31 protein-coding genes and 1 other RNA gene are annotated in these 24,377 nt (G+C 37.8%); 13 read left to right on the top strand and 19 right to left on the bottom strand.

Annotation, left to right across the window (positions count from 1 at the left end; all coding sequences use genetic code 11):
• Positions 1-2 precede the first annotated feature (2 nt).
• The 6 genes from QFX10_RS08150 to QFX10_RS08130 form a co-directional block, all read right to left on the bottom strand.
• Positions 3-197: a hypothetical protein gene (locus QFX10_RS08150; RefSeq protein WP_280605744.1), complete on the bottom strand. Its 195-nt coding sequence runs from the start codon at positions 195-197 to the stop codon at positions 3-5.
• Positions 175-900 (bottom strand): putative HNHc nuclease, encoded by a 726-nt coding sequence (locus tag QFX10_RS08145; RefSeq protein WP_280605743.1) that lies wholly within the window; start codon positions 898-900, stop codon positions 175-177. The genes QFX10_RS08150 and QFX10_RS08145 overlap by 23 nt, the downstream gene beginning before the upstream one ends.
• A complete protein-coding gene (locus tag QFX10_RS08140; RefSeq protein ID WP_280605742.1) occupies positions 872-1,057 on the bottom strand; it encodes a hypothetical protein in 186 nt (61 codons plus the stop codon). Before QFX10_RS08140 ends, QFX10_RS08145 begins: the two co-directional genes overlap by 29 nt.
• Positions 1,057-1,305 (bottom strand): Thoeris anti-defense Tad2 family protein, encoded by a 249-nt coding sequence (locus tag QFX10_RS10975; RefSeq protein WP_437178600.1) that lies wholly within the window; start codon positions 1,303-1,305, stop codon positions 1,057-1,059. The genes QFX10_RS08140 and QFX10_RS10975 overlap by 1 nt, the downstream gene beginning before the upstream one ends.
• Positions 1,306-1,380: 75 nt before the next feature.
• On the bottom strand, positions 1,381-1,554 hold the full coding sequence (locus QFX10_RS08135) for a hypothetical protein (RefSeq protein ID WP_280605741.1): 174 nt from the start codon (positions 1,552-1,554) through the stop codon (positions 1,381-1,383).
• A gap of 7 nt (positions 1,555-1,561) precedes the next feature.
• A complete protein-coding gene (locus QFX10_RS08130; protein ID WP_280605740.1) occupies positions 1,562-1,768 on the bottom strand; it encodes a helix-turn-helix domain-containing protein in 207 nt (68 codons plus the stop codon).
• A gap of 284 nt (positions 1,769-2,052) precedes the next feature.
• Here QFX10_RS08130 and QFX10_RS08125 point away from each other — a divergent pair, with 284 nt between their 5' ends.
• Complete coding sequence (locus QFX10_RS08125) at positions 2,053-2,259, top strand: hypothetical protein (protein WP_280605739.1); 207 nt, start codon at positions 2,053-2,055, stop codon at positions 2,257-2,259.
• Positions 2,260-2,345: 86 nt separating this feature from the next.
• Here the strand turns inward: QFX10_RS08125 and QFX10_RS08120 are convergent, their stop codons facing one another.
• From QFX10_RS08120 to QFX10_RS08100, 5 genes are read right to left on the bottom strand one after another with little or no spacing between them, the layout of a single operon-like run.
• Positions 2,346-2,480 carry a hypothetical protein gene (locus QFX10_RS08120; RefSeq protein WP_280605738.1) on the bottom strand — a complete coding sequence of 45 codons (135 nt, stop codon included), beginning with the start codon at positions 2,478-2,480 and terminating at the stop codon, positions 2,346-2,348.
• 26 nt (positions 2,481-2,506) lie between these two features.
• Complete coding sequence (locus tag QFX10_RS08115; RefSeq protein ID WP_280605737.1) at positions 2,507-2,842, bottom strand: DUF771 domain-containing protein; 336 nt, start codon at positions 2,840-2,842, stop codon at positions 2,507-2,509.
• 14 nt (positions 2,843-2,856) lie between these two features.
• Complete coding sequence (locus tag QFX10_RS08110) at positions 2,857-3,588, bottom strand: antA/AntB antirepressor family protein (RefSeq protein ID WP_280605736.1); 732 nt, start codon at positions 3,586-3,588, stop codon at positions 2,857-2,859.
• Positions 3,576-3,896 (bottom strand): hypothetical protein, encoded by a 321-nt coding sequence (locus QFX10_RS08105; RefSeq protein ID WP_280605735.1) that lies wholly within the window; start codon positions 3,894-3,896, stop codon positions 3,576-3,578. Before QFX10_RS08105 ends, QFX10_RS08110 begins: the two co-directional genes overlap by 13 nt.
• Before the next feature lie 3 nt (positions 3,897-3,899).
• Complete coding sequence (locus QFX10_RS08100; protein WP_280605734.1) at positions 3,900-4,109, bottom strand: XRE family transcriptional regulator; 210 nt, start codon at positions 4,107-4,109, stop codon at positions 3,900-3,902.
• A gap of 240 nt (positions 4,110-4,349) precedes the next feature.
• On the opposite strand from QFX10_RS08100, the gene QFX10_RS08095 reads away from it, so the two are divergent.
• The 8 genes from QFX10_RS08095 to QFX10_RS08060 all read left to right on the top strand — a co-directional run bounded on the left by QFX10_RS08095 (position 4,350) and on the right by QFX10_RS08060 (position 11,525).
• Positions 4,350-4,691: a helix-turn-helix domain-containing protein gene (locus tag QFX10_RS08095; protein ID WP_280605733.1), complete on the top strand. Its 342-nt coding sequence runs from the start codon at positions 4,350-4,352 to the stop codon at positions 4,689-4,691.
• Between the two features lie 9 nt (positions 4,692-4,700).
• On the top strand, positions 4,701-5,114 hold the full coding sequence (locus tag QFX10_RS08090) for a hypothetical protein (RefSeq protein WP_280605732.1): 414 nt from the start codon (positions 4,701-4,703) through the stop codon (positions 5,112-5,114).
• 81 nt (positions 5,115-5,195) lie between these two features.
• A complete protein-coding gene (locus QFX10_RS08085) occupies positions 5,196-5,396 on the top strand; it encodes a hypothetical protein (RefSeq protein WP_280605731.1) in 201 nt (66 codons plus the stop codon).
• A gap of 13 nt (positions 5,397-5,409) precedes the next feature.
• A complete protein-coding gene (locus QFX10_RS08080) occupies positions 5,410-6,300 on the top strand; it encodes a DUF5067 domain-containing protein (protein ID WP_280605730.1) in 891 nt (296 codons plus the stop codon).
• Between the two features lie 58 nt (positions 6,301-6,358).
• Complete coding sequence (locus QFX10_RS08075; RefSeq protein ID WP_280605729.1) at positions 6,359-6,961, top strand: DUF3862 domain-containing protein; 603 nt, start codon at positions 6,359-6,361, stop codon at positions 6,959-6,961.
• Between the two features lie 89 nt (positions 6,962-7,050).
• A complete protein-coding gene (locus tag QFX10_RS08070; protein WP_280605728.1) occupies positions 7,051-8,343 on the top strand; it encodes a hypothetical protein in 1,293 nt (430 codons plus the stop codon).
• A gap of 73 nt (positions 8,344-8,416) precedes the next feature.
• Positions 8,417-9,502, top strand: a complete 1,086-nt coding sequence (locus tag QFX10_RS08065; RefSeq protein ID WP_280605727.1) for a tyrosine-type recombinase/integrase — start codon at positions 8,417-8,419, stop codon at positions 9,500-9,502.
• Between the two features lie 676 nt (positions 9,503-10,178).
• Positions 10,179-11,525, top strand: a complete 1,347-nt coding sequence (locus tag QFX10_RS08060) for an ISL3 family transposase (protein ID WP_280605726.1) — start codon at positions 10,179-10,181, stop codon at positions 11,523-11,525.
• Positions 11,526-11,795: 270 nt separating this feature from the next.
• Here QFX10_RS08060 and QFX10_RS08055 read toward each other — a convergent pair whose 3' ends face one another.
• The 4 genes from QFX10_RS08055 to QFX10_RS08040 form a co-directional block, all read right to left on the bottom strand.
• Positions 11,796-12,953 carry a cellulase family glycosylhydrolase gene (locus QFX10_RS08055; protein ID WP_280605725.1) on the bottom strand — a complete coding sequence of 386 codons (1,158 nt, stop codon included), beginning with the start codon at positions 12,951-12,953 and terminating at the stop codon, positions 11,796-11,798.
• 225 nt (positions 12,954-13,178) lie between these two features.
• The gene (gene lspA, locus QFX10_RS08050; RefSeq protein WP_280605724.1) at positions 13,179-13,631 is read right to left on the bottom strand and encodes a signal peptidase II; all 453 of its coding nucleotides are present in this window, start codon (positions 13,629-13,631) and stop codon (positions 13,179-13,181) included.
• 79 nt (positions 13,632-13,710) lie between these two features.
• Complete coding sequence (locus tag QFX10_RS08045; protein ID WP_280605723.1) at positions 13,711-15,369, bottom strand: formate--tetrahydrofolate ligase; 1,659 nt, start codon at positions 15,367-15,369, stop codon at positions 13,711-13,713.
• Positions 15,370-15,473: 104 nt separating this feature from the next.
• Positions 15,474-15,857 (bottom strand): EbsA family protein, encoded by a 384-nt coding sequence (locus tag QFX10_RS08040; RefSeq protein ID WP_280605722.1) that lies wholly within the window; start codon positions 15,855-15,857, stop codon positions 15,474-15,476.
• Positions 15,858-15,936: 79 nt separating this feature from the next.
• Here QFX10_RS08040 and QFX10_RS08035 point away from each other — a divergent pair, with 79 nt between their 5' ends.
• Positions 15,937-16,311, top strand: coding sequence for an RNase H family protein (locus QFX10_RS08035; RefSeq protein WP_280605721.1), 375 nt, complete (start codon positions 15,937-15,939; stop codon positions 16,309-16,311).
• Here QFX10_RS08035 and QFX10_RS08030 read toward each other — a convergent pair.
• The 4 genes from QFX10_RS08030 to QFX10_RS08015 form a co-directional block, all read right to left on the bottom strand.
• Positions 16,308-17,444, bottom strand: coding sequence for a THUMP domain-containing class I SAM-dependent RNA methyltransferase (locus QFX10_RS08030; RefSeq protein WP_280605720.1), 1,137 nt, complete (start codon positions 17,442-17,444; stop codon positions 16,308-16,310). The genes QFX10_RS08035 and QFX10_RS08030 overlap by 4 nt on opposite strands.
• Before the next feature lie 111 nt (positions 17,445-17,555).
• An RNA gene (gene rnpB, locus QFX10_RS08025) (RNase P RNA component class B) lies at positions 17,556-17,930 on the bottom strand.
• Positions 17,931-17,954: 24 nt separating this feature from the next.
• The gene (gpsB, locus tag QFX10_RS08020) at positions 17,955-18,296 is read right to left on the bottom strand and encodes a cell division regulator GpsB (protein WP_280605719.1); all 342 of its coding nucleotides are present in this window, start codon (positions 18,294-18,296) and stop codon (positions 17,955-17,957) included.
• Between the two features lie 124 nt (positions 18,297-18,420).
• Entirely contained in the window at positions 18,421-18,969 is a 549-nt protein-coding gene (locus tag QFX10_RS08015) for an SLOG family protein (protein ID WP_280605718.1), read from the bottom strand.
• A 541-nt stretch (positions 18,970-19,510) separates the two neighbouring features.
• On the opposite strand from QFX10_RS08015, the gene recU reads away from it, so the two are divergent.
• The 3 genes from recU (at position 19,511) to QFX10_RS08000 (ending at position 24,363) form a co-directional block, all read left to right on the top strand.
• On the top strand, positions 19,511-20,119 hold the full coding sequence (recU, locus tag QFX10_RS08010) for a Holliday junction resolvase RecU (RefSeq protein WP_280605717.1): 609 nt from the start codon (positions 19,511-19,513) through the stop codon (positions 20,117-20,119).
• 67 nt (positions 20,120-20,186) lie between these two features.
• Positions 20,187-22,556, top strand: coding sequence for a transglycosylase domain-containing protein (locus QFX10_RS08005; RefSeq protein WP_280605716.1), 2,370 nt, complete (start codon positions 20,187-20,189; stop codon positions 22,554-22,556).
• A 139-nt stretch (positions 22,557-22,695) separates the two neighbouring features.
• Positions 22,696-24,363 (top strand): IS1182 family transposase, encoded by a 1,668-nt coding sequence (locus tag QFX10_RS08000; RefSeq protein WP_280605715.1) that lies wholly within the window; start codon positions 22,696-22,698, stop codon positions 24,361-24,363.
• Positions 24,364-24,377 lie beyond the last annotated feature (14 nt).

Here is a 24,377-nt window from a genome sequence, read left to right as displayed (position 1 = left end):
TTCTAATTTTTATAGACTCTGCGTGAATTGATCCACCATGTTGGGTCAGGCGTTCCAGTGATCTTCTTATTTTTGACATCATTTTCTGTTTGGTAGTAAAACACACCATTGACGTCACGAAACAAAAATAACCGATACTCTCCATCCTTCTCATACCACCGCTTCTTTCTAAGTTCATTGATTGCTTGGTTCTCCATTCTTTAACGCCTCCTGTTTGTAGATTTCGTCAAATCGATCACACTGTTTTTGGCTCATCAAACCGATTTCAACAACTTGTTCAGTGTCTAGCAAGATCCCGTGAAAGTGATACTTGTTGTAAAACTGAACTGCGCCAATACTATGAAACTCGGTGTGATGTCTCGCACATAAGCACTCTAATCTATGCCCTCTGTGATCAATATGTCGTCGATCATTACCGACTCCAACTGTATCTTCATGATTGATCTGTAAGTTTTGCTTGCTGTGGCAGACTGTACAATATCTATACTTCAAACACCACCAAACTTGACGATCTACATCAACTGTTTGCCACACAAGTTTGTCTGTGGGCGCTATTCCTTCTCTTAGACACGTTTCAATGAGATACTCGATAAATTGTCCAGCTACATCTTTTGAAACGTCTGAGAGCGAAAATAAGGGTGTCTCAGTGTCATCGCAAAAACTTTGCTTCAGATCTTTTTTCAAGATCGCTTTCTCATAGCTCGTCTCATAGCCTATGACATCGCCTAGATCTCCGATCAATGCATAGATGTATTTACGTTGTCGCTTGCTAATGCTTGGCTCTAACTCAAACAGACGTATCCCTCTTCTTAATTCTTTTGAAAGAGCTGCTACATCACTAACCTTGAACGTTGCTAGATCACCAGCAAGCTTAACGAACTCGATTTTGTTGTTCTTCATCTGCCTTCAACTCCAACTGAAGATAATTCTTCAAAAAGTTGCGCTTATCTAACTCATCCACTCGACTTAATAAAAATTCAAGGTAGTGGATCCTGTCGCTTCGACACTTGCAATAATTGCCTAAAACAAGCAACACATCCTTCTTCCATGACTCCATCAATATTTATCCTTTCTGAAGTAATCCAATTCTTCAGAATTAATTGCACAAACTTCCCAATCATTCGCTATTAAGTCCTCGGCATTAGGATTCCAACGACTTGATAAAATCTTCCCTTCTCTGTACATTTCTGTACAATTTTGCGTATCAGTAGGCTTTAACACCAATTTATCCTTGCACCAAAGCTGTCGTCTCATTCCAAGATAATGATTTAAAGTGGCACTCCTCGTTGCCTGTTGTATGTTCATCATTCCGCTCCTTTTTGTGTTATACTTTAACTGAATTTATTTTTGTTTTGGGTCGCACTGCCATGCGACCCTTTTTTATAGGTCGCCTAGATCGCCGAAAAAGAACTTCTCGACTCGTCTTTGTAGCTCTTCGTTTGGGCGGATAATGTCTGATACAACACCCACCACCCACGCTAAGATAAAAGCCCAATTCATGACCCAATCCGTCTGGAAGCTACCGATCCCAAAACCGATCAGTAACGCCACCACGCAAGTGCTACGTCTCATTTTTCAATACCTCCTCTTTCAAAACATCTAGATCCAGTCCTAACACGTCAGCAATCTTGCATACGTTCTCAAACGACGGCTTCACACCTCGCTTTTCATAGCTTCGTAGCGTACTCTCAGGAATACCTGTAAGATTACTGATTTTGTAATTCGTGTAACCTAATTCTTCACGCCTTGCTAATACTTTTTCCCACATTTGCTACCTCCTTTTTATTGCCTATCGCAAAATGTTGCGATATAATCACTCTGGATATTGATTGCCCCACATTACAGCGATGTAGTGCGCGTATCGGGTGAATTCAAGGAAAACCTAAGTCATTAGATATGGTAACCCTGAGCCAAGCTTGAACTTTGTTCTTGAAGGTGCAACGCATAGAGTTATTACTCCACGAGCGCCCGACAACTCTTTGAGTTGAACAGATATGCTGAACTAACAGGAAACCGTTAGAGGTTAGGATAAAAAGCCTAACGATAACACAATTGAAAACTGCTAAACCAAAAGCTGTCGTAAGTGGCACATTTACTGGTAGAGAATTAAGTAAATTAGAAGGAGTTGGTGGTGCAATGAAATATGCTGAATCATTAAGTAATGCAACATCAACTACTTCAGCAATCTCTAAACTTACAGATACATTATCTGATCTCACAGCAGTCGGTAATGAATATATCCGCTTAGAGCCTGCATAGGCTCTTTTTTAGTTCAAACCTGGCTTAGAATTACCATATCCATTGCTTAACTTACCTCCGTTTCTTCTTAGCTAACTCCCATAGAACTACTGATTGGCTTTCCCAGAACAGCGATTAACATAGCTTTCATAGGCCTTCAGGTATTCTTTTTTTGATACAGGGACTCCTTTGAAGCTCATCCCTTCAAAGGGATCTCTGTATTTTTTGTCGTCTTTTTCCATCTGTTTACCTCCATTTCTCTTCGTGATCACCCCCTTGGCAATTTTGCATCCCAATCAATGCGATACTTGTTAGCATCTATCCATTGACGAGCCTCTTTTGCAAAGATCTTATATGAAGATCCACGCCCTCGCGCTGGTATCAGCCACCCTTTTTTACCATTAATAACGATTTCATCGCGAAATTGGTCAAAGATAAAAAGTTTTACCCAAGCTGCCGAATGGTTAAAGCAACACTCTTTTCTGAATTTTTCCATATTCCACGCAATCTCTTCCTGCTGTTCTTTTTTCTCGATTGCTTCTTTAACAGCCTCACGAGCTACTTCTCTGAAGTACTCTTCAAGTTGCTCCAAAGGTAATTGCATTTTTCATCACTCCTTTACATCAATTTCGTCTGTTCATTCTCAACTGCAAGTTGTTCAATGATCATCAATGTTGCTGGGCTAGGCGTCCAGTTCATCAAATACCGATCAACAACATCAAAATCTTTCTTTCGCAATTGTGATCTTGTTTTGACCCCAGTCACTTCTTTAACACCCCGATTCACATCTTTATAAAGCTGTGATCGTTGCTTTTGGTTCAAAATCATGTGATGTGACACAACGTAATTTTGAACTTCTGAGCTGATCCGCTTGCTCAAATAGTTATATTCTCCCGGATCGATCGGAGCGTTTTGTTCAAATTCGTCCATTCGAGTGTTTAGCGCCTCAACTTTGCCAGCCGTTTCCAGCGTTGAATCAATTGCTAGTTTCAGCATCTCGGTTGGGGATGTCGGCAATTGTGGTTGCTGATTTTTATAGCGTTTCTCGATCTCAATGAAGTATTGCCGGGCTTTCTTACCTCTCTCTGTGCGTTGGATCATTGAAATTTCTTTTGCCATGTCTAGGGTCATGACGTGGTCTGTAATTTTTCTAGATCCTCCGAACGCTGTATCGTCCTTCTCATTTTTGAGAAACACGGCAAAATCAACATTTTCATCAAATCCGTATTCACTCATTCGCTTAAACCAATCAGCGTATTTTGTTTTTACATCTAAGAAGTCATGTAAATCACGACCGCTAACAACAACTGACCCATCTTTTTGTTTTTGTACTGGTACTAACTCATCCATTCTGCTTGACCTCGCTTTTCTTTTAAAAATTCAAATACTTCTCTCGCAATCACAGCTTGTGCATCTGACATCTCAGACAAACGGCTGATACCCAACGAGAACTTGATCGCTGAGTAAATAAAACTCTGGAGCGTTGCAAAACTTCTGTTGGCTTGCTTGTACTTTGTCAAGTGACAATAGTCGGTGATGTCTTTTCTTAGCTCTAACCAACCTTTGCAATAAACTGGTTGATTGGCTCGTTGAAGTCGTTCGTCAACACGTTCATCTATCATGCGTTGCAAATCTTTTTCGTCAATCGTAATAATCATTCATCACACCTCCATCCCTGCATATGCAGCGAATTTTTTACGCCATTCATTTGACTTAGGACCTCTTTGACTTTCTGCAATTACAGAATATGTGTACATTCTGCTCAAACCAAAACGCCGAGCTATATCTGCTTGATTGGCCGGTTTTAATCCAGCTTTCTTATTTCTCATTAGTTGAATCGTCATCTTCTCTTTATAAGTTAAGTCTGACAAGATATCCACCTACCTTTTAGGTTAATTTCAGTTGACACTTTCTATCTTAATTGGTAGACTAAGAGCATAAATAAATAAGCTTACAAAGTAAACTTGTTCATTCTAATAACAGCTTGTCATCTACCAATTAATTTTTGCTGTTCTTACTTACATCATCAACTTACAAGAATAAGTATATTGCCTTTTTTGGTAGATGTCAACAACAAAATTGCCTTTTTTGGCAAAAAATGAGAGGCTATTATGGAAACAGTTTTTGATAGAATTAAAAATCTTGCAGACTCTAGAGGTAAGAGCATTGTAGACGTTGAAGCAGATCTTGGACTCAGTAAAAATTATCTGTATAAATGGAAAAAATCTGCTCCTAATTCAACTAAATTAATAGAAGTAGCCGATTATTTCAATGTATCTACCGACTACCTATTAGGCAGAAAAGAAAAAAGCAATGACGGTGATGATATTGATTATACAGCTTTGGAAAAAGCCTTAGACAACGCCAAATCATTTGATGGTAAACCTATGAGTGATAACGATAGAGAAGTTGTTCGTGGGATATTAAAGGGGTATTTTACGACAAAAAAGTAGGTGTTGCGTATGAATAGCCGTATTAATGAACTTTTAGAAAAATACAATGCTGTTCTTGAAATCAGCGACGAAATTGAAAATGACGGTTTCTGTATAGAAACTCCAGATATTAATGTTATAATAGTGCGTTCTGGATTAGACAATAACTACATTGAGCAAGTTATTTTACATGAACTTGGACATGTCGCAAATGATAACGATATTATTGGGAAATACAAAGACTACATACCTAGGTCTCAAATGGAATATAAAGCCAATTTTTATATGATCGAACATACATTAGACACTTGGTGCAACACTAACGATATAGACTTAAAAGATGTTAACTGCACTACATTTTTATCAGCCAACAATCTATCCCTCAACTATATCCCTATCGTAGAGACGATAATAAAGAATAAGGTTGGGGTATTATTGGGTTAGAAATGTAAGCCTTATCGTTATGTAAAATATTTGACCAAATACTGATGTCGTTAAAAGCTGAAATAAAAAGGAAGTCGTCTTATGAAATTTGGTATGAGAAAACCCAGTTTAAAGAAATCGATATCTGCTCGAACGACTGGTAGGGCTAAACGCTCATTAAAAAGAGCAGTGATACCTGGATATGGTAAAAAAGGAACTGGTTTTATAAAAAATCCTAAAAAAGCTGTTTACAACAAAGTATATAATAAAACAACTTTTTCTATTTTTGATTTATTCAAATAATAATTTTTAAGCTATGACTCTAAAACTGATAAAACTTAAAGGAGATGATTTAGCTTTGAAAAAAGCTAGCATTTTATTTGCTCTAATTGCCGTTTTGACTTTATCTGGGTGTTCAAATACTAATATCCCCAATAAAGCAACTTCAAGTGAACGAACTTCTTCTCAATCCCAAAAAGGGTTTAGTGGTAAAACATTTAAAAATGATGATGGATCCATAACGATTACTAAAGTTGAAACAACTAAAACGACTAATCCTGCAGTCGAAGGAGAGATCAAAGCTGTTTTAGTTGTTGGAAAGTTTACTAATAATTCAAGTGAATCTCAATCACCTAGGGATTTTTTAGCGCAATATATTAAGGTTTATGGAGTTGGCAAGAACTCTGACTCAGATTTGGGAGTGGGTGGTCTATCTATCAATACACCTTACGATGACTTGTATGACGCATCATCTGACAAAGTTCACCCAGGAAAAACAATCGAGTTTATGCTCGGATACCAAGTCGATAATCTATCATCAAAATATAAACTCGTAGCAAGAACAAAATCATTAGATGAACTAAAGCCAGCGCTCACTCTTGACGCTAAGCGTATTGATGTTTCTGATTTGAATAAAAGCAACGATACTTTATCAACATCTACCACTTCTTCTGATCAAGAAAGCTTAGCACAAACCGAAAATACATCTTCAAGTTCTGATAGCTCCAATTCTTCGCAAGAAAGCAGTAACTCAAACAATGAGCTCCCACCATTTGATGGAACTCTAACTGATTTTGTTAATAAATACGGTGTGACTCCTGTAGTTTACAAAGTTCAACATTTCGGAATGTCACCAAAAGAAGCACTCGAGTCCACACCAGATGAACTACAAACTTCTGGCGAAATTCAAACTGAAGCCGGTTATTAAAATTTTTCGTCCAAATACTGACAACGTTAAAAGCGGCTACGTAAAAAGGGGAATTACTATGTACAAAAAGAAATTATTATCTTTTGCTTTATTGGGAGTTTGTTCCATTGTTTTATCTGCTTGTGCCGGCTCGACTGATTCAAAAAAAGATACATCATCGAGTTCATCGAGTGCTAAAAGTGAAGTTGTCTTGAAAAACACAGAACTTCGTAACAAATTTAATAGTATCAAAGTTGGCGATATTATGGATTCCGGAAATGGTGGTTCAACACTTGATGAAGTTAAAAAATCACTAGGTAAGCCTACAAAATTTCAAGGCACTTCCGCTAAAACTGGTACTTGGACTAAAAATGGAGTCACTATAATGCTTCACTTTGTAGATGATAAGGTTGTAACTAAGGATCTTAGCGGATTTAAATTTGGAAAACGTGAAGAAAAATTAACTTTAGATGCATTTAACCAGATCCAAACTGGTGCATCATACGATGAAATCATCAAAAATTACGGTGAACCTGATAATTTAAATGAACTGGTCATTAGTGGTGAAACAAAGATTACAGCTATTTGGTTAACTGGTATCAAAGGTAATTCGTATGCTAATGCAACGCTCAAGTTTACCAATGGTCAATTAACATCTAAAACACAATCAGAACTAAAATAAATCAATATAAAACGCAAAAAAAGAAGTATATCAATCATACGTCCAAACACTGACGACATTAAAAGCTGAAATAAAAAGGGGATGACAGAATGAGTAAATATAAAAGAATTTTACTATTCTTTACTACAGTTCTAATCGCACTTTGCTTTAGTATCCATGTTAATGCTCAGGAATTAACCGCATCAAATTTAGATTCTGAAGGAAAGGTTGATAATAACAAAGGTTACTCGGAGGATGGACAAGATTATTATTCCGTAAAAGGAAAAGCAGATAAAAAACAAAAAATATATATTCTTGCCGACTTGGATGGCAATGACCCAAAACACTATTCTATTATTTCCAGCATAAAAGCCAATAAAAACGGGAATTATTCCACCTATCTTGCTTCTATCGATAGTGAAGAATCTGTTTACTATTTGTCCACTGATAAAAATCTTGGCAATAAAAAGAAAGATGCTACTTTTGATATAGAGTCTATAAATTCTAAAATAAAAGTTATTATTCCTCCAACTAAAGGAACTGAGATCAAAGAACCTTCTGCTTATAAAAATGTAGAGTATGCGAATATCTCGAAAGAAACCAAAAAATATAAAAATGAAGATCTAACCTTCTCTGGAAAAATTTTACAGATGGTAGATGATTCTAGTGCTCTTCTTTCTGTAAATGATAATCCTAACGATATCATCTACTTGGAATTCTCTTCTCTTGTTCAAAAAAATTCGTCTTTAGCTGAAGATGACCCAGTAACAGTCTACGGAAAATTAAAAGGTACAAAAACATATAAAACTGTCAAGAATAAAAAGGAAAAAGTTCCTTTACTTTACGCATTGAAGGTTGATCAAACTCATTCAGATGAAGCAACACAAACAAATTCAGCATCTGAAGAAAAGAGTTCCTCTTCACAATCTTCATCAAGTAGTGAATCTTCAAAAAATAATTCTAGTTCCTCAAAGCCTAAGAAGAAAGTAAATAAACAAAAACAAGTTAATAGGGATATTGCTGCTGGATTGAAACAAGCTAAAGGTTGGGCAAGAGGAGAGTTAGACGGGGATGGTAACCCCACTGATGACGGCACTCCAGACGAAGCTTGGGCTTGGACTAACTATATTGATAAAATAGAGTATTCTAGCGATAAAAGTGGAGAAGATAAAAGGCTTTATATTCACGTTTACAAAGGATTTCTTAATTTAAGCAAAAAAGAGCGCACAAGTATCATGAGAAGTGCTATGCGATTCACTTATAGCTATATACAAAAATATTATAAGCTTGATCAATATGAGGATGTACATCAAGGTATCTCCACAGATGTGATTGATGACGCAGGCGTTCCAATTGGAACATCCAGAGTATTTAGACGCTATGATTTTAAATGGTTTGAATAAATTTCAATCCCGTCCTCTGTGGCGGGTTTTATAAGACACAAAAAAGAACATACATTCGCAAAGGAGTAATAAAATGGCAAGTTATAGAAAATTAAAGTCTGGCTGGAAAGTTATTATCTCTAAACGCGACAGCAGTGGACAACTAAAGCAAGTGTCAAAGAACGGTTTTGAAACCAAAAATGAAGCCAAACTCTACGCAGCAAAGATCGAATCACAAGAAAATGGTGTTTTCAATCTGAAGAAAGATACCCCTTTTTCTAGATACTTTTTCGAGTGGTGGAAAACATTTAAAGAGCCCAAATTAAGTGATATTTCTAACGCACGCTATAAGAATATTTCTTCACTTTTGAAAGAATATTTTGAAGATTCTCAAATCAGCAAGATAGATCGGATCACCTACCAAAAATTTATCAATGAATACGGTAAAAGCAGATCTAAAGAGACCGTCTATAAATTAAACAGCATCATCAGAGCATGCGTGCGCTCAGCCATTCAAGATGAGATAATTACCAAAGATTTCACTTATAATGTTGAGGTAGCTTATAAAACGGAAAAACGTGATATTGAATACTTGAATCTTGATGAACTTAAACGCCTGACTACAGTAACGCTCGCTAAATTAAATCCAAATTTTACAAGTCGGTACATGATCTTAGTTGGTATCTACACGGGTGCACGTATCGGTGAAATATCTGCATTGACTTGGAAAGATATAAACTTTACTGATCGAACTATCTCCATCAATAAATCGTGGGACTATATGTATAAGACTGGCTTTAAGAAAACTAAAAGTAATGCAAGTAATCGTACAATAAGAGTAAACAAAAAATTGCTAGATATTCTAGAACAACTAAAGCAAAATGATTCTGAAATGATCTTTGAAAATCAGTATAAAACCATCCCTACTCCTACCAGCATAAATAAGACCCTTAAAAAGTTACTATGTGAAGCAAAAATCGATAAACCAAGCTTTCACTTTCATTCACTGCGTCATTCTCAAGTAGCCTACTTGCTTTTTAAAGGGGTTGACCTGTATGCTATAAGTAAAAGATTGGGTCATTCTGATATGACGATCACGGCAAAAAAATATGCTTATCTGATAGACGAGTATAAACAACGTTCAGACAATCAGATCGAATCATTGTTAGATGAGTTATAAAAGACAACAAAGGGACAACAAATTCAATTTTCAATGTTTCTTTTAATCATTCGTATTATTAATAAATCTAGATTTAATAGTCATTATTTCATCTAAAAACTTAAAAGCTAGCCTGTACTCTCCTTAGATATTATTGATATACCAAGGGATTCGGGGTATTTTGTCCTCTAAATGTCCTCTAACATGGCAAAAAAGCGCCACACCCGATCTTTTTCGAGTGTGGCGTTTTTCGTCTAGTGACGGTCTTTCAACCAATCATAGATAATATCTGAATTTAGATCGACAAGGACTGCCAATACTAATTCTACTAACTTTGTGAGCGACGAGTTTCACCTCGCAACTGGTACTTAACTTAGAAGTAATCAGCTTCTATGTACCGCTACAATTATACTTTATGTATTGACAAAAAGAAAATATTTTTCTAATATGAAAGTGTGAGCAACGAGTTAATCTCGTTATGGGTCTAATCAACCTAGCCAGTCTTACCTTCTGACTTTTTGTCAGGAGGTAATTTTTGGCTCTATACTTTTTGCTGTGTAATGATAATCTGTTCATTACACAGCTTTTTTGATATGGTATGTAAATAAAAGTTTTTACACAAAAAAAGAGCCATAATGGCACCTTTTTCTCTTGTGTATACAACCACGAAAACATCATTAGAAAGTATGGTGACATTATGACCTCTTTAAATTATACTACACATTCTGTTGATTCGATAGTTAAATCTTGTCTTGATATTAGTGATCCTCATCTTCACTTCTTTAATGAACCTTATGATGAAAAGATCAATGGTATCTCTTATAAAGTTTTTCAAGCTACTATCAATTTCTTGCCTCACGAATTAACGAACTTTCGTTGTTTTAATTGTGGCTTTACCACCTTTTACCGTAATGGTTACACTCCTAAACGACTCATTCGGATCCCAGCTGTCAACGCCACTCATCAAACTACTATCCAAGCTCGTTCAGCTCGTATCCGTTGTCGCAATTGTAATTCAACTATTTCTGCCAAAACTACGCTCCTACCTCCAAATTGTCAGATCTCTTATTCACTTAGAGCTAAGATTGCCACTAAACTAAGACATGACATTTCCGCTAAAACGATCGCTTATGAAGAAGGTGTTTCTGCTTCAACAGTTAACCGTATGTTATCTCATACTCGTTCTGAATTTCGGAATAACTTCAATTTCTTACCGCTCCATCTTTGCTTTGATGAATTTAGAGGTACTCACAATGGCTATCATTTTATTTGCCTTGATTCGGATAATCATGTTATCCAAACTATCTTACCTAATAGGTTTAAAGATACTATCATCAAGTATTTTATGAAATTCCCGGAATCCGTCAGACAGTTAGTGCGCACCGTCAGTTGTGATCTAAACTCTTACTACGTTGATATTGCTAAAACTCTATTCCCTAATGCTAAGATCATCATTGATCGTTTTCATATAGTTCAAATGCTTAACCGAGCACTTAACTCTATGCGAACTGATTTGATGAATAGCTTTGAACGCAGCTCTAAAAACTACAAACTATTTAAGCGGAATTGGAAATTATTCTTAAAACGCTATGACGACCTAGATTGTACCCATCAATTTTATGAACGTTCACTAAAAATTTGGACTACTTCAGAGCGCTTAGTAAATTCGGGACTTAAAGTTGGTGATCAAACCTTTAATGAAGCTTACTGGGACTATCAACGTTTATTAGAGATCATCGTCGCTCCAACTAAAAACAAAATAGACATCTTTAAACAACGTATTCACGAAGTTCATCAAAAGTACCTTATTAAGCGTACCTTAGCTACTAAATCTGAAAAAGTTCTTTTATCGTTCTTTGACAATTTAGACGCGATCATATCTGCTTTAGATCCAATGTATTCACGTTACACAAACGGTCCTTTGGAAGGGATCAATCGGAAGATCAAACAGATACAACGTACTGCCTATGGATATAGAAACTTTGATCATTTAAAAGCACGCATTTACCTTCAAACCTATCTTGGAACTTCTAAAAAAATTTAACTTTACACAGTGGTTGACAAAGAGCCTAATTTTTTTGCAACAAAAAAGCGCCACACTCGATATTTTTGGAGTGTGGCGCTTTTCGTGTCTATTCTAGTATCGTAATGTTTGTCCGAATAAATCAGATTTGTATTTCTGATCTCGTTTGTTGTTTTGTACAATTTGTCGCGCATACCGTATCCTTATCCACTCAGTCAAGAAAACCTGTTCTAAAAAGACCACATGAAGCTCTACAACTGCGGCCAATTGCGCTACATCTCTTCTTTACTACTATTGTTTAGCTAGATCGCTATAATTTAAAAATTTAACTTTTGTCTCAAAAACTAGCTCTGGTCTATAGTCTTGCCAAGTGACTTGTTGCCTGATCGTCTCTTTTGGAGTCCAATACGCGATCTTTAACTGAGCGCCCTTGTGGTACTCGAGTACATATAGATCATCGCTAAAATCTACGTGTGATCCTGTGTCTATTTGTCGGATAAATGTATGATCGCCTAGTTCATCAAGCAAGTCAAAAACAGCTTGCCCGATATAATTTAGCTCTAGTTGTTTGTTGCGACTGTTGGCTAAAGAATAGTCCTGACCAGTACGCAAAGTATACGGGATCATCGCATCGATACCGATAGCATCAGATATCAATAACAACCTAACGAGCTTATCGGCAGATTGAGCTACATTCCATTCACCTTGCCAACTTTTTTCAAGTGGATAGCCTAACTCAGTATACATCAACGGGATATCTAAATCGTCGATCTTTCCATCACGTATCAGAGTTTCTGGCATGCCGTTATTTATACTTTGCAACGGATATGGATGAAAAGATATATAGTCCGTTTGTTTGACATCCTTTTTTAGCTCTTCGATGACCTTAGCTAGTTTATTGTTTCCAAAGGGTTCATGTACGTTAGGATAGTACACACTACTTAAATCGCAAAACCAAGAATCAGGTGCGATCTTTTTGACTTGTTGTGCAATATACCTATTCATGTTCATGTATGATCGTATCACCGTAGGATCATTTTGCGCATCATGCCACGACCAGACCCAAAAAGATCCGGTGGCTTCGTTCCAGGCCTCATAGATAATATTGTACTGCTTATAACGCTCTACTATTTGCGTAATAAATTTTTTGAACTTAGCGATCTCATCGACCGTAAAATAAGATCTAGTCTCATCGACCCAGGTACGCTCACCTGTGATCTCCCCAGCTGAAAATGGCAATACTGGGATCATCCCTCGATCTACGACTTGTTTGATCGCATCATCACGCCAGTGCCAAGCAAGTGCATCATCTTTGATTTCGTAACTCTGAAAGTCCCAATATAAACGCGCATATTTCACGCCTTTTTGTTGCATCAGATCAAGCGCTTCGCTAAAGTGTCGGTCCCAATAAAAGAGGTTAAAACCAAGTTTATCTTTTAGTTTTGTCATGTGATCACCCTACTGTAAGAATAACGTCCCTGTATCTGACATCTCTTTTATTTCATATTCGTCACCGTATTGCTTTGTACTAACAAGGTCAATTTCATAACAATTATCATCAGAGTTACTGTTCTAACAAAAATAATGTATTCTAGCATCTAGTTAGATCCATAATTATCGCTCCTTAGGTTTAAACGAAACAATATGTGCCCTTTTTTGAATGATGCTTTTATCTTATACAAATAGACCTTCTTTATCTCGCATCATCGCGATCAAAACAACGATCACTCCTAACGTCAAGGCACAATCAGCAATATTAAAGACGGGAAAATTGATAAAATCCAATTCGAACATATCGACAACATACCCCGTTAGTAAACGGTCGAGCAAATTTCCAAGTGTTCCACTGATCAAAAATGCAAACCCTAAAGCATAAAGCCAATTTTGATACAATTTTTTCAAATAATAACTTAAAACAACTAGCGCAAGCAAGCCGATCACGATAAAAAACCAGCGTTGCCCTAACATCATGCTCCAGGCAGCACCATAATTACGCACATGTCCGATCGAAAGTACTCCAGGAATAACTTCATAACTGACATTTAACGGAATATTTGCTTGAATAAAGTATTTCATCAGTTGATCAAGTAAAACTATCATCCCGATCAGCAAAATATATAGTGGCATCTTTTCTAACCTTCTTTTGAATCATCAATATTTATCAGCAAAAAAGCTGTAGTCTAAACTACAGCCTATCTCATTTGACCTAGTAAAGTCCTGTGACTGTACCGTCTGAAGCTAGATCCATTCCCATCGCCGCTGGAACTTTAGGTAGACCTGGCATCGTCAAAACGTTACCTGTCAAAGCTACGATAAATCCAGCGCCTAACTTAGGAACAAATTCGCGTACATGGATCGTAAAATCAACCGGCGCACCTAATGCTTTTGGATCATCTGATAGTGAGTATTGCGTTTTGGCCATGCAGACAGGTAATTTATCCCAACCAAGCTCTTTAAATTGTGCTAGTTGTCGCAAAGCTTTCGGACTCAACTGAACATCTTTTCCACCATAGATCTCAGTCACGATCTTGGTGATCTTTTCTTCTAAACTGTCTTCTCTAGCGTACAGTTTTTGGACTTGCACAGGTTTTTCACAAGTTTTTGCGACAACTTCAGCTAGTTCCAATGCTCCTTTGCCACCTTGACCCCAAACATCTGCTACGACTGCTGGTGTATCTACAGTCGCACAGATCGCTTTTAATGTCTCTAATTCAACTTTTGTATCAGCTGTGAATTGGTTGATCGCCACAACTACCGGGATCCCATAGCGTTTCATGCTCTTGATATGCCGTTTTAAGTTTTCAGAACCTCTTTGCAAAGCTTCAACATCTTCTTTATCAAGCTGATCTTTAGCGATCCCCCCGTTCATCTTAAGGGCTCGAACAGTTGCAACGATCACGATCGTATCTGGATATTTACCTAACTGTGGCGCTTTGATATCTAAAAACTTTTCTGCACCAAGGTCAGCTCCAAAGCCAGCCTCAGTTACCGTATAATCAGCTAATTCAAGTGCAGTTCTTGTTGCCAAAACACTGTTACATCCATGTGCGATATTAGCAAATGGTCCTCCATGAACGATCGCTGGTGTATGAGCTAGCGTTTGGACTAAATTAGGTTTCAACGCATCCTTCAATAAGAGTGCGATCGCCCCAGTCACACCTAATTCATCAACAGTCACTGGTTTGCGGTCAAATGTATAGCCAACTACGATCGCTCCGATCCGTTTTTTAAGATCCTCGATATCTTTAGCTAAACATAAGATCGCCATCATTTCTGAAGCTACTGTGATATCAAATCCATCTTCACGAGGAATACCTTGGGTGATCCCCCCAAGACCGATCACGATATTTCGTAAAGCTCGATCATTGATATCTAAAACACGTTTCCAAATAACACGCCGCTGATCGATATTCAATTTATTTCCTTGATAAATATGATTATCGACTAAAGCAGCTAACGTATTATTAGCAGTTGTCAATGCATGCATATCGCCTGTGAAATGAAGATTGATATCTTCCATTGGTACAACTTGAGAATAGCCCCCTCCAGTTGCACCACCTTTCATCCCCATTACCGGTCCTAAAGACGGTTCACGTAGAGCGATCATTGTTTTTTTACCTAATAAACTAAGCGCATCACCTAAACCAACCGTTACTGTTGACTTTCCTTCCCCAGCCGGTGTTGGATTGACAGCTGTCATTAAGATCAATTTTTGTTTTGTTTTTTCTTTTTGTACTAACGGTAATTTGATCTTCGCCTTATACGGACCGTATTGTTCGATCTCATCTTCAGTTAACCCAGCTTTTTTAGCGACCTCAACGATCGGTAACATCTCACTTTGTTGTGCAATTTCAATATCTTTCACTATATGAGGACCTTCCTTTGATTGATTTATCTCCAGTATAAAGTATTATCCGTCTTTTGTCACCAAAATAGTGGATCATACCTTCAATAAACATTTAAGACTACTTAAAAACCGAACTTTTTAAGTTCGTCGTAAGCTTTTGTCACACTTTTAGGTAGCATCAAAACTTCATAAGTTCGAAATCGATCACTGATCTGTAACCGATATTTTGTATGTGACACTTGTTTGATATCTTTAAATTTGATTGTTTTATTATTAAGGGCTAAAACATTTTTTAGCACGATCTCATCTTCAGTCAAGATCAATTTCCGCCTCAAGACTTGGAGAACTACGACTAGCAAAAAAACACCGAAGCTGATCGCCGTCCAGATCTGAAAAACTGTGATCTCTAACCATAAAAATAGACTTGTTAAAAATATCATCAAAGTATACGACCAACAAGTGACTGCCGTAGGGATATCAGGTTGACAATAAAATTTTTGTTTCAATTACAAAACACCTTTCTCTTGCTCAAGATCTAATAAAAATTTAGAATGAAGACAGTCTAAATTTAAAGGGAGTTTTATCATGATCAAATTATATACTGACGCAGCCATCAAAAACGATCAGGTCGGTCTAGGGATCTTGATCGTTCACAACGAACATCAATATCAACTCAAACAAAAAACAACAGCCAAAAACAATCACCAAGCAGAGTTTAAAGCTGCGATCGCCGGCTTTTCAGAAGTAAGCAAACACTTTCCGGCTGAAACGCTCCTTTTTTATAGCGATAGTAAGATCGTGATCGATAGCCTCGAAAAAAATTATAGTCGCTCTTTTGCCGAGGAATTAACTCAATTAAATGCATTGCGGGCTGAACTTCCCTTGATCATCGATCAATGGATCCCCGATACTCAAAATAAAGGCGCACACAATCTCGCCCTCCAAGCACTCCATGCTTAAGCACGTGGTTTACGTCTTCCCCAATATTGGAAAAGATCGGTTCGCAAAGTTCCATTGTATAATTTACGTCTTTTGGTAGCCTTTTGTCCGTAATATTTTTCAAACTCTAGATCACTTGTCAAAATGTATTTGCTCCAAGTTTCTAACGGACGATAAACATCACCCATTTCACGATACAAACGGTGGACTCCTGCAGCATCGCTCAAACGTTCACCATATGGTGGATTAGCAACGATCACACCATATTCTTTAGTTGTTTTAAAGTCTTTGACTGCTAGCTGTTTGAAAGTGATACTTTTGTCAACACCTGCTGCAATAGCATTTTTTTGAGCGATCTCGATCATCCGTCCGTCAATATCGTAACCACAAATATCGAGTTCTTGATCGAATTTGACTTGTGCCTGCGCATCTTGTCGCAGTACTTCAACAAGTTCATCAGGGATCCAGTCCCATGTTTCACAAACAAAATTACGTTTGATCCCTGGTGCGATATTATGTCCGATCATGGCCGCTTCGATCGGAAGTGTTCCAGAACCACATACAGGATCGACAAATGTTTTTTCAGGATACCACCGAGCTAGCAACACAAGAGCGGCAGCCATATTTTCTTTCAATGGCGCGCCACCTTTTTCAAGACGGTAGCCTCGTTTGAATAAGCTACTTCCCGTTGTATCCAACGTCAATAAAGCGCGGTCCTTATTCAAAGCTACTTCCAATGGGTATTTAGCCCCTGTTTCTGGTAAAAAAGAACGTCGATGATAGATCAAGGATAATTTCTCAACGATCGCTTTTTTCACGATCGCTTGCACACTTGGAACATTATGAAGTTTCGACTTTTGCGATTTTCCAGCTACCGGAAAATTAGCATCTAACGGTAAATACTCTTCCCAAGCAAGGGCTTTTGTCCGTTCAAAGAGTTCGTCAAATGTCGTCGCCCGAAATTCACCGACAATGACTTTGACACGGTCAGCTGTTCGTAACCAAAGATTCGTTTTTAAAATATCTGCGATCGTTCCTTTAAAGCGGACACGCCCATTTTCAACTTTTACATCATAGCCTAGATGGCGCAATTCATTACCCGTAACGGCTTCGATCCCTGCCGCACAAGTTGCGATCAAATCATATTGTTTCATAACTTTAATTTGTCCTAGCTTATCTTTGACTAGGAGCCCCTTTCATTATATTCATATTAAAAAAGCTAGGATAAAAGTTACCTTCTATCCTAGCTATCCTGATATGTAGTCCTCTATAAGCCACGTTCTGTACGTCATCTAGCCCAGGGAGCTAGAATCGGTGGTAATCATCTATCTGTAAGTCATACGACTTACCCCCATGATTAGTTCATTTCCGTCATGAAGCGCCCCTACCAAAGTTTGGGTTACCTGCTCGCGGGGTTTACCTCGTTCCACCAATAATGTTTCCACTATTGCTTCGTCACTGTGGCACTTTTCAAGACTACTCGGACATGGTCAAAGACTTTAGCCCTTTTATCTGCCGTTACCGCCTAAACGATACCTTGCCTTATTTTTTCAGCAAGCACGATCACTACAGGCATCTCAGCCTGTGCAAGCTTGGACTTTCCTCAGCCTATATCAAATAGACCGCGATTACCAGAAAACTACACATTATATTAATAACTTAATTTAAAAGCGATTACTACGGTCACTCTCATCATCGAGTTGCGCACCGAATACGTGCCGTTCCAAATTGGACAAACGTTTCAATACATCCATATTCGCCACATTTGTTGTTGGCCGTGTTGTCTGACCTGAGTTACCTACAGCGACTTGTTTTGTTAATTCATCGACCTTACTTACTAAACGGTCATTTTCCATTTGAAGACGTTGCACTTCTTTTGCATAAGTTTCATAATCTTGAATAACAGCATCAAGATATTCATCGACTTCATTTTGGTCATACCCACGTAAGCCCTTAGTAAAATGTTTATTTACGATGTCCTTAGGCGTAAGATTTACATTTTCCATCGAAACTACACCTCAATTTATATATTAGGAGCTTAACTCATAACACTACTTAGTGTATCAAAAATATCCTTTATTGTAAAGTATATTTATTTGTTTGTATAGTAATTTCAATCCTCAACAATTATTACTCATAGTCGATCCTTTGTTGTTCTGCATATTGTTCTGCTGCATCTTGTAATTGATACATATCGATCAATTCAAAAGGATGGGCGGTCTTTTGAAGAAATTCGTGGTCATATTTAGCTTTGCCTGGATATTCCGGATCATAAAGCAAGACCGCTTGATCTGTATGTTCTACCATAAATCGTTGGTAATTTCGTAATTGAACGGGTGAAGTGTAGGGTTTGTCACTGACACTGGCCGAAAAATCAACAGTCTGCTCTAATTCGTATAATTTGAGTTGCTTATCTTCTTTCCAATTTTTAGAAAATTCGGCGTAAGGATACATCAAAGCTGTTTTTACATTGATGTTTTCTTTAGTAAAATCTAGTGCAGCTTCTAAAGCCCACTGTTCTACTCCTAGCTGCCCCCCAGAAATGATCCACTCTAGTTCCTCGTCTAATTTGCGTTCAAATAATTGGCGCAAAGCATATTTGATAACTTCGATCTTTTTATCATCTGTTTTAAAGATCCCAAGTTCGTAGCTACGATAGCCTGTGACCCACAAACGCATTTTTACACCTCTTCTCTATTTTTAGCTATTATAATAGCATATATGTGGCTTACAAAAGAAACTGAGGCTCGCCAATCATCTCAAGCTATCAACTGATGCTTGTAACACCAGTTTTATAGCATGCAAAAGCACTTCTTGCAGATTCTGCTCAACTTTCAATATATAACGAGAAGTCATGCTATCTTCCTGTGGTCAAAACCATTGGCTTCTCGCCCAATTATCAATGAATATGTTATAATAAATCGGATAGGAGTTAACAACTGCTGATCGAGATATATACAAACATGCTTTTTTAGTTTTGTAATGTCGTTGTGACCGATCTTTATCGCTGATAAATCAAAAGATAAGTTCAAATTTATCAGCCACAGTATAAGAACAAAGTGTGCTCCACCCAAAAACTATCAGCCCAAGCACCTTAAAACTAGCTTGTGTTGCCGATAGCAAATAAACTCAAGAAAGGAATATATGATTCTTTTTCAAATGTGGTCGCGCTAGTTTACGAACATATTTGATAACGTTTTATATAGTAGCGTGATGGCTAATGGTCTTTCATTATCCAAATGGCGATCCCTATACGCAAAATGACTATCCCGCTAAAAGGATCAGACATAAAAATATTATCTATAGTAAACGAGGGATGTCACTAGAAGACGAGATAAACGAAAGCAATAAATTCTATCTTCAGACTGGGATCGCTGTTGTTCATAAAAAACCTACTCCTGTTCAGATCGTAGATGTCTATTATCCTAAGCGTAGCGCTGCTGTGATCCAAAAAGCCTACTTCAAACAGGCATCAACGACTGATTATAATGGAGTCTATAACGGAAAATACTTAGATTTTGAGGCAAAAGAAACTAAAAATAAAACGTCTTTTCCATTAAGTAATTTCCATGAGCATCAAGTTGAACATATGCGAGCTTGTCAAGCTCAAGCCGGGATCTGCTTTACGATCATCAAGTTCGTTAAACACGATCAACTATTTCTCCTTCCAGCTAAAACTCTTTTTCGCTACTGGGACGAACGCCTTACTGGCTCTAAATCGATCCCTAAAAGCGTGATCGCAAGTGAAGGGTTTGAGATCCAGTATGGACTCCATCCGCGGATCCCCTATTTAAAATATGTTGATCACTTACTCGAGCATGAACCTTAAAAAGTCAAACTCCAAAAATCTTATGAAAGGAAAACTATGTCTTTTGTAAAGACATAGCAGTAATCTTATGGATAATAATAATCCTAAATACTCACGGACAAACGGTCCGAAGAAAAATGGTCGTTTAAAACGCAATAAACAAAGTCAATCATCTTCTAAAAGCAAACGATCACTGTGGTCAAAGATCCTTTTATCCTTGATCGCCGCTCTTGTTTTAGCGATAACAGTCGGCGCCTTAACTTTCTTTGCTTATGCGCGGAGTGCACCTAAGCTCAGTGAACAACAGCTTGAAAGTGCTGGTTCGACTGTCATTTATGACTCAAATGGTAAAAAATTGATGTCATTAGGAACTGAGAACCGTACTTATGTCTCAGAAAAAAATATCCCGACTCAACTCAAAGATGCAGTCGTTTCGATCGAAGACCGTCGTTTCTATCAACATCATGGTGTCGACCCGTGGCGGATCGTTGCAGCAGCCATGTCAAATGCTTCAAGCTCTTCAGCGGGGCTTCAAGGTGGTAGTACGCTTGACCAACAGTTGATCAAACTTTCTTATTTCTCGACTAAACGTTCTGATCAAACTCTCAAAAGAAAAGCTCAAGAAGCTTGGCTAGCCTTACAACTCGATCGCCAATATAGCAAAGATCAGATCTTGACATTTTATGTCAATAAAGTCTTTATGGGCGATGGTTGCTACGGGATGCAAACAGCTGCTAAATATTACTTTGGCAAGACCCTTGATCAGCTCGATCTTGCTCAAACAGCTTTGATCGCTGGGATCCCAAATGCACCTTCATCTTATAATCCGTATTCAAGTCCTGAGCTTGCAACAAAACGACGCAACGAAGTCTTAGATGCTATGGTCGCTAATAAAAAGATCAGTCAAACTCAAGCAAATGAAGCTAAAAACGAAAATGTCACAACTGGTCTAGTTGAAAAATCTTCAACGAAAACAGCAACTACGACTGAAAAGATCGCTGATCCGTATATCAAACAAGTTATCCAAGAAGCACGTCAAAAAGGGTACGATCCATATAAAGATAGCTTACAGATCTACACAAACTTAGATATGTCTGTTCAAAAACGCCTTTACGAGATCGCAAATACCGATGAATATCTCAACTTCCCAGACGACCAACTTCAAGTCGCAACAACAGTGATCGATCCCAACAACGGAAACGTGGTCGCCATGCTGGGAGGACGCAAAACAGGCGATGTTACTTTTGGTCTGAACCGGGCTGTCCAAACTGATCGTACAAATGGTTCGACAGCTAAACCGTTACTCGACTATGCTCCTGCGATCGAATATCTAGATTGGGCTACGTATCACATGTTGAAAGATACTAGTTATGTCTATCCAGGCACAAATATCCAATTATACGACTTCGATCATCAATATAAAGGCAACATGACGATGCGCCAAGCATTGGTCGAATCACGAAATGTTCCTGCGATCCGAGCTCTTTCAGCGGTCGGGATCACTAAGGCTCAAAACTTCATTTCAAAAATGGGCTTTGATTATAAAAAGACGCTTGAATATCAAAATGGGATCGGCTTACCATCATCAACCCTACAAAATGCCGCAGCCTACGCTTCCTTTGCCAACGGTGGGACATATTACGAACCACAATATATCAAGGAGATCGTCACTGGTGATGGTGAACGAAAAGAATTTTCAAGTACTGGCAAACAAGTTATGCAGTCTTCGACAGCTTACATGATCACTGATATGCTAAAAGGCGTGCTTACCTCTCCTGAAGGAACAGGAACAAAGGCAAATATCGCCGGTCTTTACCAAGCTGGTAAAACTGGGACGAACGCTTATCCATCTGATATCGCAGATAAGTTTCCTTCAAACGCTGCCATGGATTCTTGGTTCAATGGTTACACTAAAAACTATTCGATCTCAGTCTGGGTCGGTTATGACCATCAATACGAAGCTGGAAATTACCTCGACAGTAATTCGATCGCTTTAGCCTCTCTACTTTATAAAGACATTATGACTTATGTTTCCCAAGGTAGATCAAATACCGATTGGAAGCGTCCAAGTAATGTCTATACGCGTTATATCAATGGAGTTCGTGAACTTTATCTTGCTGGTTCAGCAGCGCCAAGTTCTTCCTTAGTCGATAAAGCAAGTTCTACTTCAAGATCTTCGACAAGCTCTGCTTCAAGTTCTGAGACAAGTCAAACTTCTTCATCCACAAGCGAAAGTTCTACGCGCTCGTCTGAGACCTCCTCAAGTTCTACTTCAAACGAAAGTGAAAATCAATCGTCGACTTCTTCGCAAAGTTCAAATGAATCAAGTTCGGCTAGCTCGACTAGTTCAGTGGAACCGTCCTCGAGTTCTAGTGCACAGTCGAATCAATCAGCTCAAAACCAAAATAACGGTGGCAATGAGCAACCGCAAAATCAAACTCCACCAGCCAATCCATAACAAAAAACGGGGCTGGGAAAAAACTCAGTTCTAATAAAGAAAGAGGCTCACGTCGAATTTTTTTCAACGTGAGCCTTTTCATATGATCGATCTCTTGCTAATATTAAGTTGACCAAAACCAATAAAGGAGAGACCTACCATGTATAAAAATTATAACACATCTGAGCTGGAATTAGATATCACTTATTCAATGAAATTACCTGATGATCATATTGCTGTTTTGATCAGTCGCTTTGTTGATTCGATCCCCCAAGATATTCTTTTAGAGGACACTTCACATACCGGTCGTCCAGCTTTTCATCCAGCTATGCTTTTAAAAATGACTTTATTTGCTTATCTTGAATCCGTCTTTTCTGGTAGAAAGATCGCTAAATTGAATCAATACTATCTTCCAATGATGTGGTTAAGTGGAAATACTTCTGTTAGTTATAAGACTATCAATAACTTTCGGTCAAGTGATCATGCTAAAAAGATCATCGAAAAAACCTTTGTGCTGTTTACTTTGCTTCTATCTAAAAATGGTATGTTAGATGCCGATGAAGCTTTATTTATTGATGGTACTAAATTAGAAGCTGATGCTAATCGCTATAGTTTTACCTGGAAAAATGCTTCTGATAAGTTTGAAAAGTCGCTTGATGAAAGAGTAGCTAAGACCTATGACGAGCTGATCCAACACCAAGTTGATATCGCTATTTCAAAAGATATGCTGGGGTCCAGTGATGCGATAAAGGAGCTTATTAAGGGGACCGATCTTAAATTAGATGCGATTGAAGAAGATATCGCTACTGAACCTAAAGTCATAAAAGGTGGTTCAAAAAATAAGCGAGCTCGTCGAAGACTAAAAAGCATCAAACGCAAACTCCAAACTGATCTTCTGCCAAGAAAAGAAAGATACGAACGTAATAGGAAGATCTTTCAGGGACGAAATAGCTTCTCAAAAACAGATAATGACGCTACTTTTATGCGTTTAAAGGAAGATCATATGAAAAATGGGCAACTAAAGCCTGCTTACAATTTACAGATCGCGACTAGCGGTCGCTTTGTCCTACATTATGATATATTTCCTAACCCAACGGACACACGGACATTAGTGCCATTTTTAAAATCTTTTACTAACTTAGAACTATTCAAATATATAGTGGCGGACGCTGGATATGGGAATGAAGCTAACTATCAGGCTGTTACTGATATGTTTGAAAAGATCCCATTGATGCCCTATCCAATGTATCAAAAAGAACAGAGTCGTAAATACAAAAAAGATCCACGCAATATCAAAAATTGGACATATCATGCAGAAGATGATTATTATATAGATCCTGACGGTGTAGTATTTAAGTTTCAAAGATACAGTTCAAGTGTGGACAAATATGGATTCAAAAGAAACTTTAAAGTTTATGTAGCTGATATTTTCCAGGCTACTAAAGAACTTGAAAACTTAGCTAAGACGCCTAAAGGCTATCAGCGAACTAAAGCCATAAATTATAACTGGGAATTTTTTAAAAATAGTGCCACAGAAGACCTTTCAAGTGAAAAGGGTTCAAAGATCTACGCGAGAAGACGTACAGATGTTGAAACCATTTTCGGAGATATGAAGGGTAATTTTGGCGTACGCCGAGTACATGTTAGAGGAGAGAAAGCAGTTCGAAATGAGATCGGACTGATACTTTTGACGATCAATATATCAAAATTATGGCACCTATTCAAAGAAATAGGGGGAGGATTTTTGAAAAAACGATCCGAAAACAAGCATAAAAGAAAAATACCTGATCAAATTTCTCAAAAACGAGATTTGATCAGGTATTTTTAGTTCAGGCTAGTAGT

It is taken from the genome of Ligilactobacillus faecis, from assembly GCF_029889745.1.
Taxonomy (GTDB): Bacteria; Bacillota; Bacilli; order Lactobacillales; family Lactobacillaceae; genus Ligilactobacillus; species Ligilactobacillus faecis.
Note: the sequence above shows the minus strand (reverse complement) of the source record. Positions and strands in the feature narration are given on the sequence as shown.

What these genes read in the sequence shown, in the direction of transcription:
- QFX10_RS08015 (WP_280605718.1), bottom strand. Translation starts at nt 18,969, where the DNA reads ATGCGTTTGTGGGTCACAGGCTATCGTAGCTACGAACTTGGGATCTTT.
- QFX10_RS08110 (WP_280605736.1), bottom strand. Translation starts at nt 3,588, where the DNA reads ATGGATGAGTTAGTACCAGTACAAAAACAAAAAGATGGGTCAGTTGTT.
- QFX10_RS08145 (WP_280605743.1), bottom strand. Translation starts at nt 900, where the DNA reads ATGAAGAACAACAAAATCGAGTTCGTTAAGCTTGCTGGTGATCTAGCA.
- QFX10_RS08055 (WP_280605725.1), bottom strand. Translation starts at nt 12,953, where the DNA reads ATGACAAAACTAAAAGATAAACTTGGTTTTAACCTCTTTTATTGGGAC.
- QFX10_RS08130 (WP_280605740.1), bottom strand. Translation starts at nt 1,768, where the DNA reads ATGTGGGAAAAAGTATTAGCAAGGCGTGAAGAATTAGGTTACACGAAT.
- QFX10_RS08150 (WP_280605744.1), bottom strand. Translation starts at nt 197, where the DNA reads ATGGAGAACCAAGCAATCAATGAACTTAGAAAGAAGCGGTGGTATGAG.
- QFX10_RS08120 (WP_280605738.1), bottom strand. Translation starts at nt 2,480, where the DNA reads ATGGAAAAAGACGACAAAAAATACAGAGATCCCTTTGAAGGGATGAGC.
- QFX10_RS08095 (WP_280605733.1), top strand. Translation starts at nt 4,350, where the DNA reads ATGGAAACAGTTTTTGATAGAATTAAAAATCTTGCAGACTCTAGAGGT.
- QFX10_RS08000 (WP_280605715.1), top strand. Translation starts at nt 22,696, where the DNA reads ATGTATAAAAATTATAACACATCTGAGCTGGAATTAGATATCACTTAT.
- recU (WP_280605717.1), top strand. Translation starts at nt 19,511, where the DNA reads ATGGTCTTTCATTATCCAAATGGCGATCCCTATACGCAAAATGACTAT.
- QFX10_RS08080 (WP_280605730.1), top strand. Translation starts at nt 5,410, where the DNA reads ATGACTCTAAAACTGATAAAACTTAAAGGAGATGATTTAGCTTTGAAA.
- QFX10_RS08070 (WP_280605728.1), top strand. Translation starts at nt 7,051, where the DNA reads ATGAGTAAATATAAAAGAATTTTACTATTCTTTACTACAGTTCTAATC.
- QFX10_RS08005 (WP_280605716.1), top strand. Translation starts at nt 20,187, where the DNA reads ATGGATAATAATAATCCTAAATACTCACGGACAAACGGTCCGAAGAAA.
- QFX10_RS10975 (WP_437178600.1), bottom strand. Translation starts at nt 1,305, where the DNA reads ATGAACATACAACAGGCAACGAGGAGTGCCACTTTAAATCATTATCTT.
- lspA (WP_280605724.1), bottom strand. Translation starts at nt 13,631, where the DNA reads ATGCCACTATATATTTTGCTGATCGGGATGATAGTTTTACTTGATCAA.
- QFX10_RS08060 (WP_280605726.1), top strand. Translation starts at nt 10,179, where the DNA reads ATGACCTCTTTAAATTATACTACACATTCTGTTGATTCGATAGTTAAA.
- QFX10_RS08090 (WP_280605732.1), top strand. Translation starts at nt 4,701, where the DNA reads ATGAATAGCCGTATTAATGAACTTTTAGAAAAATACAATGCTGTTCTT.
- QFX10_RS08105 (WP_280605735.1), bottom strand. Translation starts at nt 3,896, where the DNA reads ATGATTATTACGATTGACGAAAAAGATTTGCAACGCATGATAGATGAA.
- gpsB (WP_280605719.1), bottom strand. Translation starts at nt 18,296, where the DNA reads ATGGAAAATGTAAATCTTACGCCTAAGGACATCGTAAATAAACATTTT.
- QFX10_RS08065 (WP_280605727.1), top strand. Translation starts at nt 8,417, where the DNA reads ATGGCAAGTTATAGAAAATTAAAGTCTGGCTGGAAAGTTATTATCTCT.
- QFX10_RS08075 (WP_280605729.1), top strand. Translation starts at nt 6,359, where the DNA reads ATGTACAAAAAGAAATTATTATCTTTTGCTTTATTGGGAGTTTGTTCC.
- QFX10_RS08115 (WP_280605737.1), bottom strand. Translation starts at nt 2,842, where the DNA reads ATGCAATTACCTTTGGAGCAACTTGAAGAGTACTTCAGAGAAGTAGCT.
- QFX10_RS08030 (WP_280605720.1), bottom strand. Translation starts at nt 17,444, where the DNA reads ATGAAACAATATGATTTGATCGCAACTTGTGCGGCAGGGATCGAAGCC.
- QFX10_RS08085 (WP_280605731.1), top strand. Translation starts at nt 5,196, where the DNA reads ATGAAATTTGGTATGAGAAAACCCAGTTTAAAGAAATCGATATCTGCT.
- QFX10_RS08035 (WP_280605721.1), top strand. Translation starts at nt 15,937, where the DNA reads ATGATCAAATTATATACTGACGCAGCCATCAAAAACGATCAGGTCGGT.
- QFX10_RS08140 (WP_280605742.1), bottom strand. Translation starts at nt 1,057, where the DNA reads ATGGAGTCATGGAAGAAGGATGTGTTGCTTGTTTTAGGCAATTATTGC.